Below are 15,708 nucleotides of genomic sequence, written 5' to 3'. Positions count from 1 at the left end.
GCGTACGCCTATGGAAGTCCTCCAGCAATGGAAAGCGGCCTGATCACCCCACCAGCTCTCATAGGAACTGGACCACTGATGGGGGTCACGTCACAGGAGAATCCCTACATGCAGTTCTTCCTTGGATTTTCCGGTTACTCCAGCAAGGTGCCGTTTGATCCATCAATGATGGTTCATTTCCGCAAGCGTTTCTCAGATGAAGACCTGAGGCACATCAAAGAGCTTGTGGTTCAGCGAGATAAGGAGAAGTTGATTGAGGCTGCCGCTGCTCAGACCCATGACGATTCAAGCGGAGATGATAAAGACAACGGCGATCAGCTCTTGCTCGATAGCCTGGTCAAACCCGCAGACTGGCCAGAAGGGAAGAATTGGGGCACGCTCAGTATTGATGCCTCTTGCACGCCTGCCGATATCACCTACCCAACGGATCTCAAGCTTTTGAATGAGGCGAGGCAGTCGACAGAGAGAGTGATTGATGACCTCTGCAAGCAATCCAACGGTTATGGCGCGCATCGCCCTCGTTATGACCGCGGCAAAGCGCGTGCACACTTTCTCAATGTCGCCAAGCAGAAAAGACCACGACGGAGAAGACTCAAGGCTGCGGTGAGGCGGCAGCTTGACTATCTGCAGCGCAATCTGGAAGCCATTGATGCCCTGATCGCTGATGGGGCATGCCTTTCAGCCCTGAGGAGGCATTGGTGGCATAAGCTCCTCGCCTGCAGTGAGCTACACCGGCAGCAAACCATTCTGCTCCACAGTAAGACCAGGAGCATCCCTGATCGCCTTGTCAATTTGGTGCAGCGACAGGTACGGCCCATTGTGCGCGGAAAGGCAAGGGCTGCTGTCGAATTCGGAGCCAAGATCAGTATTTCTGTTAGCAATGGATTTGCGTTCCTGCATCGGCTCAGCTGGGATGCTTACAACGAAGGCGAGGATCTGATCGCTCAGGCCGAGAAGTATAAGCAGGACAATGGTTGCTACCCTGAGCGAATATGCGCTGATCGCATTTACATCAATGCTAAGAACAGGCACTTCTGTGCGATAGCAGGAATTCGTCTCTCGGGCAAACGATTGGGAAGGCCTCCTAAAAACGCAGAGATCAATGCAGCTCACAAGCAACAGCTCAGTGCGGATCAGCGCCGGAGGAATGAAGTGGAGGGAGTCTTTGGCTCGGGCAAGCGAAAGTATTCACTGAAGCTGATCATGGCGAGGCTTACCCACGGCGCTGCAACCTCAATCTCCATGAGTTTCCTGGTGATGTGTGCCGAGAAGATCCTGAGGGTGCTCCGCCTCCTTTCTGTGCTCCTTTTTGCCTGTCTCTGCAGCCTTCTCTGGCTCCATACCTCACCAGCGAAGGCCTGCACAATTACAGACGAAGGATGGAACGATTGGCCAGTCACCGCATAGACGTGGCCATAGCCTGCGTAAGTCCTGCTCAGATGCCCGTTGCGGGGCGATGTGGCGTCGGCTGTTTTTCAGGAGTCCCCAGTTACCCAACTCAGGTGAGCAAGTTCAATCGTGCGGATTAATCAGAGATGTCTTGGATCAACATCCTGATCAGCATCCCTAGAGTCCATCTCAAATAAAGAATAGTGTGCCATACTCTTGGAAGATGACCAATGACTATCAACTTTCAGTCATGGGTAAAACCATCTAGAGAAGGTTTCGCTGTGGATAGGTAGTTGAGTCAAGTTGCAGAATAATTGTCCGTAGCTTTAGGCGGCGAGTGGAGCACATGAAGGGTGGTGGAAGGATGAATTGTCGGAAACCGCTCCGAATGGATGGGGTGCTGAGCTGAATTGAGGGTCACGCAACTTGTGACGTGTTCCTAAGCGTTCGATCGGATTCAAATTGGAGATACTGTTGATTGCAATACCATAGGAAAAATGGTAAATAAGCTCTGCTGTAGTATTAAACTGCTCAATGTGAACGAGATGATCAGCATGTCTGACCGTGGTGAAAGTGCAGTCCTTCAGTAAATTGGCCATTTCCTTGCCATAGCAAGGCAATGTGAAGCAATCATGCTCACCCGTGAAGATTAATGTATTGCAAGCTGGCGCGTCATTAAGATCCATGCTGCCATGCTTGATAAGTCTCAAAGTATTTAGCTCATACTTGGTTTTTTCAAGTGGAGTCATGCTGATCAGCTGGCCATAGAGCAAGCGCATGGCAACCTTGTGTTTGGTGATTTTCCTTGACGAGTCGGTGCAGAGCAAACCTTGGCCCTGATAGGGCCCGCTGAAACCCATCACCTCATTAGCAAAATTTTCGATAGATCCTGACTTGAGCGTGATCAGTGTATGGGATAATCCTTCCTTTACGTAGTCTGGAATCTCCCTCATCGTTCCGCACAGGATTAGTTGTTCAATCTTGTCAGGAAAAGCTTGAGAAAAACAATAGGCTGTTGGTGTGCCGTAGGAGGCCGCAACAATGGAGACACGTTCAACGCCCGCATCAGCAAGCATCAACCCGATGGATTCAGCCAAAAAATCCTGGCCGAAATCACTGGGGAGAGGATCGGATTCCCCCGTTCCAGGAAGATCCACCATGATCACCGGTTTGCCTTTGGTCAGGAAATATTTGGCAAAGCGATACCATGACTGCATAGACTGGAACGCACCACTTATGAACAAAGTGGGTATGCATTTCGATGTTTGTGGATTGATATGTTTGTAACTGAAATTGAATCCTTGAAAGTTAAGCCTTTTGGTTGGGACATCTGCAGCTATCCATTGACATTGATTCTGTCCCGTTGACTTCTTGGCATTGAACGTCTGTGTCATGGCTCATTTAGCATTGCCGCCATCCTGAAACAGGCGGAGACAACACTAAGAAGAAACTCCAATACATCCTATCCATTACGCCTCGTATCTCAAAGCCCAATGCAGTCACTTACTCATCCGGCCGGAGATAAGTGCCGCAGATCTTGAGATCCGCTGAGTGAAGGCGAATAGTTGCCTGAATCAGGAGGGTTGGGCCAGGGCAGGCTCAGGGTTCATTGACTTCTGGATAAACTTGTCTTGGCATCGGAGCTTGTATCGGGAATCACTCGGGCGACTGCTCAACCGCTTCTTGATCTTTCTGCGGACAATTTCAATGTTGTTCAGCATGGGAATGTCATTGATGGATTCGTTGTAGGAGAAGCGGAAAAGCAACTCAGCTGTGGTGTCAAACTGCTCGATATGAAACAAGTGATCGGCTTGCTGGATCGTCGTGAAGGTTGCCAGTGGAAACGCACTGGCAATCTCACGGCAGAAGTCCGGGCGTGTGAAGCAGTCATGCTCGCCTGTGAAGACGAGCGTTCTTACGTTTGGCGGATTCGTGAGATCGATCCTGCCGTGATTCAGCAGTCGTTTTGTATTGATAACGTACTTTTCCCGATCAGCTGCATTCATGCTGATCAACTGAGAATGAAGAAGCCGGTGGGCCAGTTTTCTCCTGGCAATAGGCTTCTGGGGGTCTGTACAGATCAACCCACAACCCTGCTGAGGGCCGGAAACCCCAAGCAATTCATTGGCAAACTGTTCCATGTTCCCTTCTTCAAGGGTCTTGAAGGAGTGGGCCAGATCCCCATGGATGTGGTTGGGAACCTCTTTCATCGTGCCACAAAGGATCAGGCTCTCCACCATGGATGGATTGAGCTCAGCGAATCTGTAGGCAATCGGTGTTCCATAGGAGGCGGCAACGATCGCTACTTTCTGGTGGCCGAGTTCATCCAGCAAATACTTGATGGCATCAGCAAGGTATTCCAGGCCATACTCCGTTGGCAATGGGTCTGCTCGGCCGGTTCCCGGCAGATCCACCATGATGACCGGCTTTTCTCTTCCTAGGAAGATACGAGCAAACCGATGCCAGGACGGCATGCTCTGAAACGCCCCGCTGATGAACAGTGTGGGGATGGTGCCAGGAATGCCAGCAGGTATGTCCTTGCAGTAAAAGGTGAATCCCCTGAATTGGAGTCTTTTGGGCTCTACCGACGCAATTAACTGGTCGCACTGGTAACCGCCCTTTTCTAGGCCTTCCTTGATCGAGATGGACTGCATGGTGCCCTTGACATTGAGCTGGCTTGCACTCAATGTATCTGCCCTGCATAGCCATGTGAGACCCATAAGATACTCTTATCACTGTGATTTAGCGTCTGTTGCGCGGGCTTGATGCGTAAATGTTCATATTTCCCACCAGCAACAAGATGCAGCTTAAGCAGATTCACAGTGGATTTGAAGTCAGGATCCATGTTAGGGGCCGCCATTTCTTTCGATCACGACAGTCATGAGGAGTTCTTGATCAGGGGCCGTCGACGCATGAGGGAGCCAGTTTCCGTGAATATGGCTAAAAGTCATTTCTGACGGCAGTTTTTGTCTGTGCTCTGCAGTGATCGCGGCAGATTGATGGGGTGCCGCGCTTGGTGCTCGTTTGTCGGTTGCCCTGCTGCCGTGCCCAGATCGCACCTGCCACAAGATCTTCATCCGATCCCCACGAATGTTTCCATCGCGGTTCCCTTTTGCAGAGTCTGACCGGCTTTTTCAGGTCCTCGATGGAAGGACTCATGGTCACGTTTCCGCCTGGAAACGATCATGGGCTCACAGGGTGCGCAGACAGGCTGCGACGCGCTGCACTTCCTCCAGCGCGCTGATGGCGGCAAGGGCTTCGCGGAAGCTCGATTCCTGAACCTCGTGGGTGATCACCACGATCTCAGCACTGCCATCAGTGGCTTCGAACTGCACGATCGATTGGATGGACACGCCCCGGGTGCCGAAACAGGTGCCGATCCGGCCGATCACGCCTGCCTGATCGCAGGTCTGGAGGCGCACGTAGTTGCGGTGACGTGATCGGGAGGCATCGGCCAGCCCCACCTTTCGCCAGCTGCTTGCCGCGAGCAGAGGGTCAAGTCCGGCATCGGCGCCGCCCACCTGGCGGATTCCCGCGATGTTGAGAATGTCGGCGACGACGGCAGAGGCTGTGGGGCCGGCGCCTGCGCCCGGTCCGTAGAACATGACCTGGCCTACTGGATCCCCTTCAACCAGGATGGCGTTGTTTACTCCATGGACGCCGGCCAGCGGATGGTGCTTGGGCACCAGTGTCGGATGCACCCGGACGTCAAGTTGGATGCCGTCGGCATCGCCGGGCGTATCGGCCTGTCGATCGGATGAAGGCGCCCCGTCGGCGATCCGCTCTGCCACGGCCAGCAACTTCACCACGAACCCCAGCTGGGCCGCGTAAGCCACGTCCCTGGCGTCGAGCCGGTCGATGCCTTCGGTGGGGATTCCGGAGCGGGGGACCGGGCCGCCGTAGGCGAGACCTGCCAGAATGGCGATCTTGTCCGCGGCATCTCCTCCCTGCACATCTGCGGCGGGATCGGCTTCGGCGTAGCCGAGTCGTTGGGCGTCGGCAAGCACCTCTCCATAGGCGGCGCCCTCATCGGCCATGCGGCTGAGGATGTAGTTGGTGGTGCCGTTGATGATGCCGCTCACCCGATGGATACGATTCCCACCAAGGGATTGTTTCAACGGTTCGATGATGGGAATGCCGCCGCCTACAGCCGCTTCGATGAGTACGTAGACACCCTGCTTTTCGGCTGCCGCAGCGATCTCCTCTCCGAAGCGTGCGATCACGGCCTTGTTGGCGGTGACCACCGGCTTCCCGGCCGCGATCGCCCTCAGGATCAGCGTGCGGGCTGGTTCAAGTCCGCCCATCACCTCCACCACGATGTCGACGGAGGGGTCGTCCACCACAAGGGCCGGATCGGTCACCAGCAGCGCGGTGTCCACCTCCACAGAACGAGGTCGATCAAAGTCGCGGACGGCGATGCGGCGCAGGGCCAGCAGCCCCACCAGCGGGTGACGCCCCTGGGGGCTGGAGAGGATCGCGGCAACGCCGGCTCCAACCGTGCCCAGTCCGAGCAAGCCAACGCCGATGGTCATGGGCAGCATCCTCAAACCCCGATCCTAGGAATCGGCCACTGCCCCGGTTCGTTCCAGCTGACGGGCCTGGGCCTGCATCATGCGCAGGATGTTCAGAAAACCGTTGGCTCGCGACGGGGTGAGGCTTGCCTGGAGCCCTGTGGCCGCGATAAACGCCGGATCGATCGCAACGGCCTCGCTGGGAGTCAAACCCTCCAGACCCTCAATCAGCAGAGCCAGTAATCCCTTGGTGATCTGGGCATCGGAATCTCCCTGCCAGTGAAGTTTCCCATCCTCCAGCTGCCCCACCACGAACACCTGAGAGACGCACCCCTTGACCTTGAAGGCCTCCTGTCTGAGGTCGTCAGGCAAAGGGGCCAGTTTCTTGGCCAACCAGAGCACGTACTCGTAGCGGCGACGGGCATCGGAGGAACTGCCGAGCCGATCAACGATCCGATCAAGGGCTGGGCTGCCGGTGCTCATGGCTGGATCGTAACGACTCAGGCACCTCTGCGAAGCCGACTGAATAGCCCTGCACCACTGACCAGGCCGATCAGGATGAGGGCGGCTGAAGCATGCCCGGTCCACGGCTGTTGGCGGCCTTCCACGGGCACATGGGTGGCGGGCGCCTGGCCGGGACTGGCGGGCTCAAGATCGGAAACCTCCAGATAGTCCCTGTGGCCCGGACCCGCATCCACCTGGATCTCTCCTCCCTCCAGGGCTCTGGCCGGCAGGACGAAGGCGAGGCGTCCATCCGCTCCGGTGATTCCGAGTTCCACGGGGCTGCCCCCACCAGCAGGGAGCAGGCGAACATGGGCATCGCTGGCAGGGACGCCGCTGGAGAAACTGCTCCGCAGCTCCAGCCTCTCGTCTCTGCCGGCACTTTCAAGGCTGGCGAACCGCTCGAGGGTGCTCTGGATGCCGTGGGCCCGGGCCGGAGCCGGAAGCAGCGCAGAGAAGAGCGCCATGGCTGCCCCACCGCACAGGGCCTGCAGGTGGATGGACCGGATCATGACGCCCTTAGTTGGATTTCCACCGACTATCGCTTGCTTTGCCGGTCTGCACCATCCTCGCCATTGAGGCGACCATCATGGTGAGGGCGTCGTTTCCGTTGCCACGACCCTGCAGTTCGGCGGCCATCACTCGCTCGGCTGCGGTGGGAGCTGAGGGACCGTCACGTCGTTGAGAGCGGGCCGTTGCGGGGATCCCCATCGAAGTCAGGTCCAATCGAGACATGGATCGCTGGCTGGATCCTGGCAAACGACGCCCCAGGAGTGGCAGTTGGAGGGGGGTTGCTTAAACCCTTGCAATGGTCTCGGGTGATCTGTCGACCCAGTGGATGCCATTCTCATCCAGCCAGCCGGAGAAAGGGACGTCCCAGGAGTCCAGGGGCAGCTCGGGGGTCACACAGGCCGCCGGCAGCACCGCCAGCGCCGGAACCGCCCGCCAGCGGGGATCGGCCCTCAACCGGTCATACCAGCCGCCACCGGAGCCAAGTCGCCAGCCTCGGGGGGTCACCGCCAGCGCTGGAACCAGCAGCAGGGCCATGGCCTCCGGGTTGAGCGGTGGTCCCTCCAGGGGAGCCGGAATGCCACAGGTGTCCGGCCCCACGGCAGCCTGTGGCCTCCACGGGAGATAGGCCAGGCCGTCATCGGCCTGGGCGGCCGGCAGGGCCACCTGGAGGTACGGCGTCTCCGCCAGGATCCTGAGATCGGGCTCATCGGCCAGGGGCCAGTAGAGCCCCAGCCACTCCCCATCAGGAACCCTGGAGGGCAGCTCATGCAGAGCCACCTCCAGGATGCCTGCGGCCGCCAGGCTGATGGTTGTCCGCCGCTGCTGGCGGAAATGCCGTCTCAGGTCCGTTTTTCCGCGTTCCTGCATCGATCGCATCGGGGATCGCATTGGAGGGGCTGGACGACGACCCGCTGCCATCTGGCTGGGGTCGTCCCGCGGGAGATTCCCCATCGGCTGCCGTCCTGCCCTCCCATCACCAGGTTTCCGTCGTGGTGGGAGCACCACGCGATCGTAAATCCTGCACTTCGCTTCGGACAGGGATGTGAATGGAGGGATTGGGCCAGGCTGTCGATCTGAACGGGGGGGGGCGGCTCAGGTCTGACGATATGTCTTCCACCTAGCATGAAAGCTGCTCCCAGGTCCTTTTGAAGCGGAGTCTGGAAACGGGATGAAACCTGCACGATCTGCTGTTCGCCATGACCATTCTCCATTGATGCCCGATCAGCCTCTCTGGTTGCGATCTCGAGAGTTGGTTGAGGAGGCTGCCATCCATCTCAAGGATCCACGGGCGAGGCACCTGGCTTCGGCTGTCGAATGGTGGGAGCTGCCCGGTTCGGATGAGCGCTGGCCCGTCGCCGTACTGGGCGAAGGCCGGCCCCTGCTGATCATCGGAGGTTTCGACGGCTCTTTCCTCGACGCCACCCCACTCGCCATCCGTCTGGCGAAGCAGTATCGATTGCTGATTCCCGATGTGTATGGATTCGGATTCTGCCCGCGTCCGAACGATGGAGACTACTCAGCTGAAGGTGTTCTTCACCATCTTGAGGCGTTGCTGGCTTGCCCCGCGTTCCATCAGGCGATCGGAACGTCTGTGGAGGCTGAGGATGGGTTGGCGCGTGTTTCGGTGATTGGCGCCTCCATGGGCACGAGAGTGGCCGTGGATCTGGCCCGGCGCCAACCTGAACGCATCGAGCGGCTGATGCTTCTGGGACCCGTAGGGCTCACGGAGCCGCCAGTGGAACAACCCCTCCCACTATGGCTGGAGTCCCTGAGTCTCTGGCTCCTGAATCTGCACTGGTTTCGGCGCTGGCTGCGTCGACTGATGCATGCCCATGCCAGAGAAACCTGTTCGGCTGGTGAGCTGGAGATCTGCTCCGTTCATCTGGCCACTCCCGGATGGAAAGAATCTCTGCGGCGCTTTGGCCGCTCGGGAGGATTCAAAAAGAGCGATCGCCCCCTGCCTGCGCAGCCGATTCTTGCCATCCTCGGCAGGGAGGATCGGCTTGTCGACAAGCGGCAACGGCAGCTTGTGAGTAATTTTCTAGGAGACAGAATCATGGAGTTGCCGGCCTGTGGTCATCTCCCCCAATGGGAACATCCTCAGCAACTGGAAGACATCTGGAATGACTGGCTGATCAGCAAGAGGGGATGATGCTCCGCGACTGTTCAGGCAGAGAACGCAGGGCCAGCTTCCCATGGTTTTCTCCTTCACGGCTTGATGGCGAGACTGCGGCCTTTCCAGGTCCAGTTCTTCTGGGATTTCACTTTGTAAGCTGATCCAACCATAATGGCGGAAAGGGCCAGACCTCCCAGGGGAAACAGCGGCCAGCCCTTCAGGGGCACCTTGTAAGCTTTGGCGACGAAGAGCCTCAATCCAAAATGGCCGACGATGTGGAAAGGGACGAATAGTCTGGTCTGGGGCCAGGCAAAGAACAGCAGAGGGATGTCGAACAGCATCAGCAACATGGCAATGCTCAGGCATGCCTTATAAAGGCTTTGATCGACTGTCATGAAAAAGTTCTTCGTCCACCCTTCCCACAGTGATTTGGCATCTCTGTACATGTAGACCGTGATCAAATCGCCAGCGGCGACGTTCAGGGCTGGCACTCCCGCTTTTACGATGCTCTTTGAGAGGGCTCGAGTTTCCAGCCCACGTGTTTCTTTAGAATCTTTGTTAGCGACTTCATAGCCACCCGTAACAAGATAAGCCGACCTTCGTATATAGATGCATTGGCCGAAGGCATGGGGCCTTTTCGTGCCGGGTTTCAGTGATGAACTGATGTTGTTCTGGATCAGGGCTGACAGGGCTACGTTGGGTTGTACGATATAGTCAATGAGAGACTTGCAGGCGATTGTAGGGACGAATCCGGAGAACTGGATCTGCTTTGAGAGGGCATCAAGAAACTTTCTCAGGAAGGTTGGCCTCACCGTGACGTCTGCATCAACGAAGAACAGATGATGGGCTTGTGAGTGTGAAAAGCCGGTATGGCACGCCCAGTTCTTGCCAAGCCATAGCTCGTCTTCAGGGCGTTTGGATGTCTGGAGCAGGGCAATGGAGACTGGGGCGATCTCGTTGATTCCAGGATGCTCCTGTTGCCGGTCGGTCCATTTGGCCGACAGCCGATCCCTGCAGTTGGCAACGAGTGAATAGGTGCGATCGGTGGATTGATCATCCACCACGATGATGCGTGTGCGCAGTGCATGAAGGTGGTGGAGTTCAATGGCCGTTTCCGCTAGCGACTGCACGCAGGATTCAATGTTGTATTCTTCGTTGTAGGCGGGGATGATGATTTCAATGTCCCAGGGGATGGCCTCAACGGATGGATCATGGTCACGCTGCATTCGCTCCTGCTGCAGCAGGGCGAGCAATGAGCTGGCTGGTTCCGCGGCGGCCCCGAAGACCATCGGTTTTTGACTCGCAAGCTCAGGCTCAGGTTTGCCGATGCTGAGCACATCCTGGAAATCCGCCAGCATTTTCAGCAGCAGCAACCATGGCAGCAGGCAAAGGATCAATGCTGCCCAACCGAGTGGGCCGAATTCTGCAGAAAACACTCCGTTGATCATCGAACCCATCGAATGAAAGTACACATTAACGGAAACAACAGCTCTGATCCATGGTTGAGCCCGATGATCTCAGAGGATGAATGCCTGTGAATCTTGGCTTACCTGGAATTCCAATGCCTATGGCAGAGTTCCTCGCTGATTTGCCAGAGCTGCCGTCTGTAGGAGTGGTCCAGGGCCCGCTTCGGCGCTCGTCCTCTTTTCGGCCACCCACCTGATTCCAGTGGGCCATTGGGCGCATAGATTTCGCCTCCCTTGGCTGTGGGTGATGTAGCGGCGTAGATCTGGCAGCGTGCCCCTTCTGCCGCACTCTGAAAGAATGGTCTTACCAGGCAATCCAGAAAGGCTTCGAATCGATTGCCACTGGCTTTGATTGATGCGGCTTGAATATTGGTGCGGGCGAACCCGGGATGAGCCACCAGAGAGATCGCTTTGGCTCCTTGTTGAGATAGCCGCTCTTGCAGTTCGAAGCCAAAGCAGGTGTTCGCGAACTTGCTCTGAGCATACGCCTTCCAGCGATTATATTTCCTTCTTCCTCGCAGATCGTCGAGCCTGAAGCGACCAATGTGCTGCCAGATGGACGTCACTGTGACCACCCGAGCACCGGGACGGTCCTTGAACAGTGGCATCAGATGCTGAGTGAGCGCGAAGTGACCAAGATGGTTGATTCCGAAGTGTTGTTCATAGCCGTTCTTTGTGAGTCCCCATGGCAGTCCCATCACCCCAGCATTATTGATCAGCAAGTCAAGCTTGCCGAAGCGACTGGCGACCGACTCCGAGGCGCGGGCCACGACGTCCAGATCACCAAGGTCAAGTTCCAGTTTTTCCAGGGGCCCTGTGGCCGTTGGAAGCAGCGAGACCCGCGCCTGTTCGGCCAGATCCAGGGACAGGCAGGCAAGAATGACGGTCGCTCCCCGTGCCGAGAGGGCCCGAGCGGTTTCCAGTCCCAGCCCGCTGTTGGCCCCGGTCACCAGGGCGATACGACCCGATTGCTCCGGGATACGGAAGGCAGGCATGGATGGGGATAACGAAGCCGCGCGGAATGGCTGCCCGATCGTTTAAGGGATTCTGCACGGATTTGTCGTTTCTGCAACGGATTAGTCGCAGGAAAGGCCGATGTCCCTCACCGCTGGAACCACCCCGTCAGCGCCACCGCCAGGGCGTCGGCGGCGTCGTCGGGGCGCGGGGGGACCTGGAGATCCAGCTCCCGCATCACCGCCGCCAGCACCTCGTCCTTTTCGGCGTGGCCCGAGCCGGCCAGGGCCAGCTTGATCTGCATCGGTGGGAACTCCACGACCGGGATGGAGAAGCGAGCCAGCGTCATCATCACCACTCCCCGGGCCTGCACCACCGAGATCGTGGTGCTGGAGCGGTAGAAGAAGAACTTCTCCACGGCTGCCAGCTGGGGCCGCCAGCGGCGCACGATCACCCGCAGGTCGCGGGCGATCTCCACCATGCGGTCGCCGTCGCTGCGGCCGGGTTCGGTGCGGATCATGCCGCAGTCGAGCAGGCGCTGATGACCATCGCCGCCGGCGGAGCGCCCCTCCACATCGATCACCCCATAGCCGACGCGGGCGAGGCCGGGATCGATGCCGAGAATCCTCACCCCGCCAGGGCCAGCTGGAACGCGGCCGGGTCGGCTTCGGCCCGCTCGAACACCTTGCAGAACGTCTTCACCACCCGCTCGCCCGAGTCGATCTGCTCGAGGGGGTCCTTGCGCAGCCGGTGGCGCAGGCAGCAGGCCACGACCCGGGCCACGTCGTCGTCGGTCACCTCCAGGTGGCCTTCGAAGGCCGCCAGGGCCCGGGCGGCCCTGTTGGTGACGATGTCGCCCCGCAGGCCGTCCACGTCCAGTTCCCCGCAGACCGCCGAGATGCGGATGCGCAGGTCGTCGTCGATGGCCACCTGCGGCAACCGCTCCTGGGCTTCCGCCACCCGGGCCTGCAGGGCCTCCTGGGTGTCCTGGAGCCGGTCACTGAACGTGTCCGGATCGGCGTCGAAGCTGGTGCGCTGATCCACCACCTGCACCCGCAGCTCCGGATCCCGCACCGTGCGCACCTCGACGCTCATGCCGAAGCGATCCAGCAGCTGGGGCCGCAGCTCCCCCTCCTCGGGGTTGCCCGAACCGATCAGCACGAAACGGGCCGGGTGCCGCACCGACACCCCCTCCCGCTCCACCGTGTTCCACCCCGACGCGGCCGAATCCAGCAGCACATCGACCAGGTGGTCGTCGAGCAGGTTCACCTCATCCACGTAAAGAAGGCCCCGGTTGGCCTTGGCCAGCAGGCCCGGTTCGAAAGCGCGCACCCCTTCGCTGAGGGCCTTCTCGATGTCGATCGTGCCGCAGAGCCGGTCTTCGGTGGCGCCCAGGGGCAGGTCGACCATGGGCACCTGGCGGGCCTCCAGCGGCAGCTGCTCGCCCCGTTCCGCCCGCTGGCGCACCTCGCTGCTCTGCAGATCGGGATCGCTGGGGGAGCTGTTGTAGGGATCGCCCGCCACCACCTCGATCGCCGGCAGCAGATCGGCGAGGGCCCGGATCGTGGTGGATTTGCCTGTGCCCCGGTCGCCCATGATCATCACGCCGCCGATGCGGGGGTCGATCACGTTGAGCAGCAGCGCCAGTTTCATCTCCTCCTGGCCAACGATGGCGGTGAAGGGGAAGACCCTGCGCTTCCTGGGTGGCGTCACGGGCGGTGAGCGGGCGGCGTCCCGGATTGTTTCACAGCCCCCCCTGGGGCTGTGGCCGGAAGCGGCGCCACGGGCAGCAGCGACAGCACCTGGGGTGGAGTGGCGTCGGCCGGATAGATCAGTCGCACCCGCAGCTGGCGCTGCTGGCCAGCGCCGAGGCTGACCGTGCCCAGGGCCGGTCCCTCCTGGCCGGCCCGCTGCACCAGGTGGAAGCGGCGCCGCCCTCCGGCGCGGCCGGTCACGGCGTCGAGGCCGCTCACTTCCACGGTGCCCCGGAACATCACGGCCCGCGCCGGGGTGGTGTTGAAGCGCAGGCCACCCAGGGCCTGGTCGGTCTTGAGTGGGGATTCCAGGGCCAGGGCCAGCTGCACCGGCTTGGAGGTGTCGTTGCGCAACGGCAGGGTGATGTCGTAGGTGACGCCGTAATTGCCGTGGGCTGCCCAGGCGGTGCCCGGGTAGAAGGACCGCAGCGGGGCCGTCTGCACCTGGCCGGTGCCCAGGGTGCCCCGTTCCAGGGCGCTGATCGGCCAGGAGATCGGTGCCCGGCGCACCGACAGGGTCGGCTGGCCCGGATCGGTGATCCGTCCCTGCCAGACGCTGCCCACCTGGACGCCGCTGACCCGGGAGTAGATCATCGGGCCGCTGGCTCCCCGGGGGCTGGGGCTGTGCTCCTTCGGACTCAGGCCACCCTCCAGCAACGGCGTCCAGACGGCGGGATCCGGCGGTCGGTCGACGGGTCCGAAGGCCGCCAGGGTGGCCAGGTCCACCGGCCCGTCGCTGTGGAGGCGCAGCTGCAGGTTGCGGCCGTTGAGCAGGGGATCGAGCCCCCGCACCGGCAGGGGCAGCACCAACAATGTGCTCAGTTGCCCGGGTGGCAGGGTCCAGCCCTCCGGCACCAGGGGGCTGCGCTGCCGGTCCAGCAGTTCGGTGGCCACCCGGCTGCCCGGACCGGCGTAGATCGGCGTCGTTCCCTGTTCCATCAGCGCCGGCAGCGGCAGGAAGGGGGCCGACGGCTGGGCGGCGTCCACCGACTGGGACAGGGCGGTGGACCCCGCCACGACCCGCAGCTTCACCGGGGTGTCGCCCCGCGGGGCCGCCACCACTGCCAGCCAGAGGGTGGAGTCGAGGCTTTCCGGGCTGCCGGCGAAGATGTGATGACTGAACAGCTCGAAGGGGCCGCTGACCGCCGTGTTCAGGTGGGCGGCGGGATCACCGAGGGGGCGGCCGTCGAAGCCTCTCCGGCCGTCGAAGGTGGACAGCAGGATGCCGGGGCCCTTGATCACCTCGGGGTTGTTGTCGTTCAGCATCGGCACCGCGTCCAGCCGTCCGGGCAGCGGCGCCACCGTGCCGGGGCGCAGCAGGGGTGGGCTCGGTGCGGGGGCGGCGGCCGGCTGGGCGAGAAGGGGTCCGCCGAGGGCGCCCAGCCAGGGCAGCACAAGGGTGGAAAGGAGGGATTTCATGAACCTTTGACGAGGGTCTTGGCGACGGTGCCGGCCATCGCACGGATCAGTTCGGCGGAACGGGGGTCGTTGAAGGGACCTTTCACCATGAAGGCCGCCACGGCCCGCTGGCCGTTGGGAAGCTGGATCAGGGCGGCGTCGGCGTAGGCGATGCCGATATCGCCCGTTTTGTTGTAGACGGTGACGCCCTCGGGCAGGAGCTCGCTGTCGGGATCGGAGGAATCCTTGCCCATCCCCATCAGCAGGCCGAGGGGGATCAGGGTGTTGGTACGCGACGTGGCCATGATCTCCCGGAACAGATCTCTGGCCCTCGGGGTCAGCGTCTCGCCGGTGTCCACCAGGGCGATGGAGCGGGCCAGGTCGCGGGAGCTGGTGGTGTTGGTGCCGTCGAGATCAGGCAGCCAGTTGTTGATCACCGTGGCCGGCAGGCCGAGGCTGCGGAAGCGGGTGTTGAGGCTGGTCCTGCCGCCCAGGCGACGGATCAGCAGGTTGGTGGCGGTGTTGTCGCTGACCCGGATCATCTCCGTGGCGGCCTCGTAGAAGGGGAAGCGGGTACCCAGCGGCTTGCTGGCCATCCAGCCGGCCCCACCTCCCACCACCTCCTTGGTGAGGGGCATGGCTTCGTTCCAGCGCAGCTTGCCGACATCGAGATCCTCCAGGCCGGCCAGCAGGATCGGCACCTTGATGGCACTGGCCGCCGGCAGCGCCATGTCGGGCTGCAGCTGAGCGAAACGGCCGTCGTCGAGCACCAGCAGGAAGCCGCTGGCGGTGAGGCCCTTCTGGGCGGCGGCCAGCCGGCCCCACTGCTGGCTGAGGCCCACCAGTTCCCGGCGCGGTTCGAAGCTGCCCAGGGCCATCGCTCCGGTACCGGGCTTCTTCTCCTTCGGCTCCGACGGTGCCGTGCTCATCGCCCCCTGGGCGAGCCGGGGCTCCAGCAGCTTCAGGGACGTTCCCACGATCACGCCCAGCCCCACTCCGAGCACGATCAGCCGCAGCACCAGACCCACCGGGCGAAACCAGGGGTTGCTGCGGGGACGGGGCGGACGGCCGGAACTCACGGAGATCGGGGAAGATCGCGATGGCTC

Annotated in this window: 14 protein-coding genes; 2 read left to right on the top strand and 12 right to left on the bottom strand. The window is 60.6% G+C overall.

The window, feature by feature from the left end; genetic code table 11:
- A partial coding sequence (locus KUG41_RS13840) for an IS5 family transposase (RefSeq protein ID WP_216904797.1) occupies positions 1–1,407 on the top strand: 1,407 nt, incomplete at its 5' end.
- A 308-nt stretch (positions 1,408–1,715) separates the two neighbouring features.
- Here KUG41_RS13840 and KUG41_RS13835 read toward each other — a convergent pair.
- The 6 genes from KUG41_RS13835 to KUG41_RS13810 all read right to left on the bottom strand — a co-directional run bounded on the left by KUG41_RS13835 (position 1,716) and on the right by KUG41_RS13810 (position 7,781).
- Positions 1,716–2,783 (bottom strand): alpha/beta fold hydrolase, encoded by a 1,068-nt coding sequence (locus KUG41_RS13835; protein WP_216904796.1) that lies wholly within the window; start codon positions 2,781–2,783, stop codon positions 1,716–1,718.
- 180 nt (positions 2,784–2,963) lie between these two features.
- On the bottom strand, positions 2,964–4,043 hold the full coding sequence (locus KUG41_RS13830) for an alpha/beta fold hydrolase (protein ID WP_216904795.1): 1,080 nt from the start codon (positions 4,041–4,043) through the stop codon (positions 2,964–2,966).
- Between the two features lie 537 nt (positions 4,044–4,580).
- Complete coding sequence (locus KUG41_RS13825; protein WP_216904794.1) at positions 4,581–5,921, bottom strand: homoserine dehydrogenase; 1,341 nt, start codon at positions 5,919–5,921, stop codon at positions 4,581–4,583.
- A gap of 24 nt (positions 5,922–5,945) precedes the next feature.
- On the bottom strand, positions 5,946–6,383 hold the full coding sequence (locus tag KUG41_RS13820) for a SufE family protein (protein WP_216904793.1): 438 nt from the start codon (positions 6,381–6,383) through the stop codon (positions 5,946–5,948).
- Positions 6,384–6,400: 17 nt separating this feature from the next.
- Positions 6,401–6,913 carry a hypothetical protein gene (locus tag KUG41_RS13815; RefSeq protein ID WP_216904792.1) on the bottom strand — a complete coding sequence of 171 codons (513 nt, stop codon included), beginning with the start codon at positions 6,911–6,913 and terminating at the stop codon, positions 6,401–6,403.
- Positions 6,914–7,196: 283 nt separating this feature from the next.
- A complete protein-coding gene (locus KUG41_RS13810) occupies positions 7,197–7,781 on the bottom strand; it encodes a 5-formyltetrahydrofolate cyclo-ligase (RefSeq protein WP_254217293.1) in 585 nt (194 codons plus the stop codon).
- 346 nt (positions 7,782–8,127) lie between these two features.
- On the opposite strand from KUG41_RS13810, the gene KUG41_RS13805 reads away from it, so the two are divergent.
- A complete protein-coding gene (locus KUG41_RS13805; protein ID WP_216904790.1) occupies positions 8,128–9,066 on the top strand; it encodes an alpha/beta fold hydrolase in 939 nt (312 codons plus the stop codon).
- A 56-nt stretch (positions 9,067–9,122) separates the two neighbouring features.
- Here KUG41_RS13805 and KUG41_RS13800 read toward each other — a convergent pair whose 3' ends face one another.
- The 6 genes from KUG41_RS13800 to KUG41_RS13775 all read right to left on the bottom strand — a co-directional run bounded on the left by KUG41_RS13800 (position 9,123) and on the right by KUG41_RS13775 (position 15,681).
- Positions 9,123–10,478, bottom strand: coding sequence for a glycosyltransferase family 2 protein (locus KUG41_RS13800; RefSeq protein WP_216904789.1), 1,356 nt, complete (start codon positions 10,476–10,478; stop codon positions 9,123–9,125).
- Between the two features lie 98 nt (positions 10,479–10,576).
- Positions 10,577–11,491 (bottom strand): oxidoreductase, encoded by a 915-nt coding sequence (locus tag KUG41_RS13795; RefSeq protein ID WP_216904788.1) that lies wholly within the window; start codon positions 11,489–11,491, stop codon positions 10,577–10,579.
- A gap of 107 nt (positions 11,492–11,598) precedes the next feature.
- The gene (gene ruvC, locus KUG41_RS13790) at positions 11,599–12,081 is read right to left on the bottom strand and encodes a crossover junction endodeoxyribonuclease RuvC (protein ID WP_216904787.1); all 483 of its coding nucleotides are present in this window, start codon (positions 12,079–12,081) and stop codon (positions 11,599–11,601) included.
- Positions 12,078–13,163 (bottom strand): magnesium chelatase ATPase subunit I, encoded by a 1,086-nt coding sequence (gene bchI / locus KUG41_RS13785; protein WP_216904786.1) that lies wholly within the window; start codon positions 13,161–13,163, stop codon positions 12,078–12,080. Before bchI ends, ruvC begins: the two co-directional genes overlap by 4 nt.
- A complete protein-coding gene (locus KUG41_RS13780) occupies positions 13,160–14,623 on the bottom strand; it encodes a DUF3370 domain-containing protein (RefSeq protein ID WP_216904785.1) in 1,464 nt (487 codons plus the stop codon). Before KUG41_RS13780 ends, bchI begins: the two co-directional genes overlap by 4 nt.
- Positions 14,620–15,681, bottom strand: a complete 1,062-nt coding sequence (locus tag KUG41_RS13775; RefSeq protein ID WP_371734154.1) for a serine hydrolase — start codon at positions 15,679–15,681, stop codon at positions 14,620–14,622. Before KUG41_RS13775 ends, KUG41_RS13780 begins: the two co-directional genes overlap by 4 nt.
- Positions 15,682–15,708: the final 27 nt, after the last annotated feature.

The sequence above is a fragment of the Synechococcus sp. CCY 9618 genome (assembly GCF_019038415.1).
Classification (GTDB): Bacteria; Cyanobacteriota; Cyanobacteriia; order PCC-6307; family Cyanobiaceae; genus Cyanobium.
The sequence above is the reverse complement of the archived record's forward strand: the minus strand, read 5'-3'. Positions and strand labels throughout refer to the sequence as shown.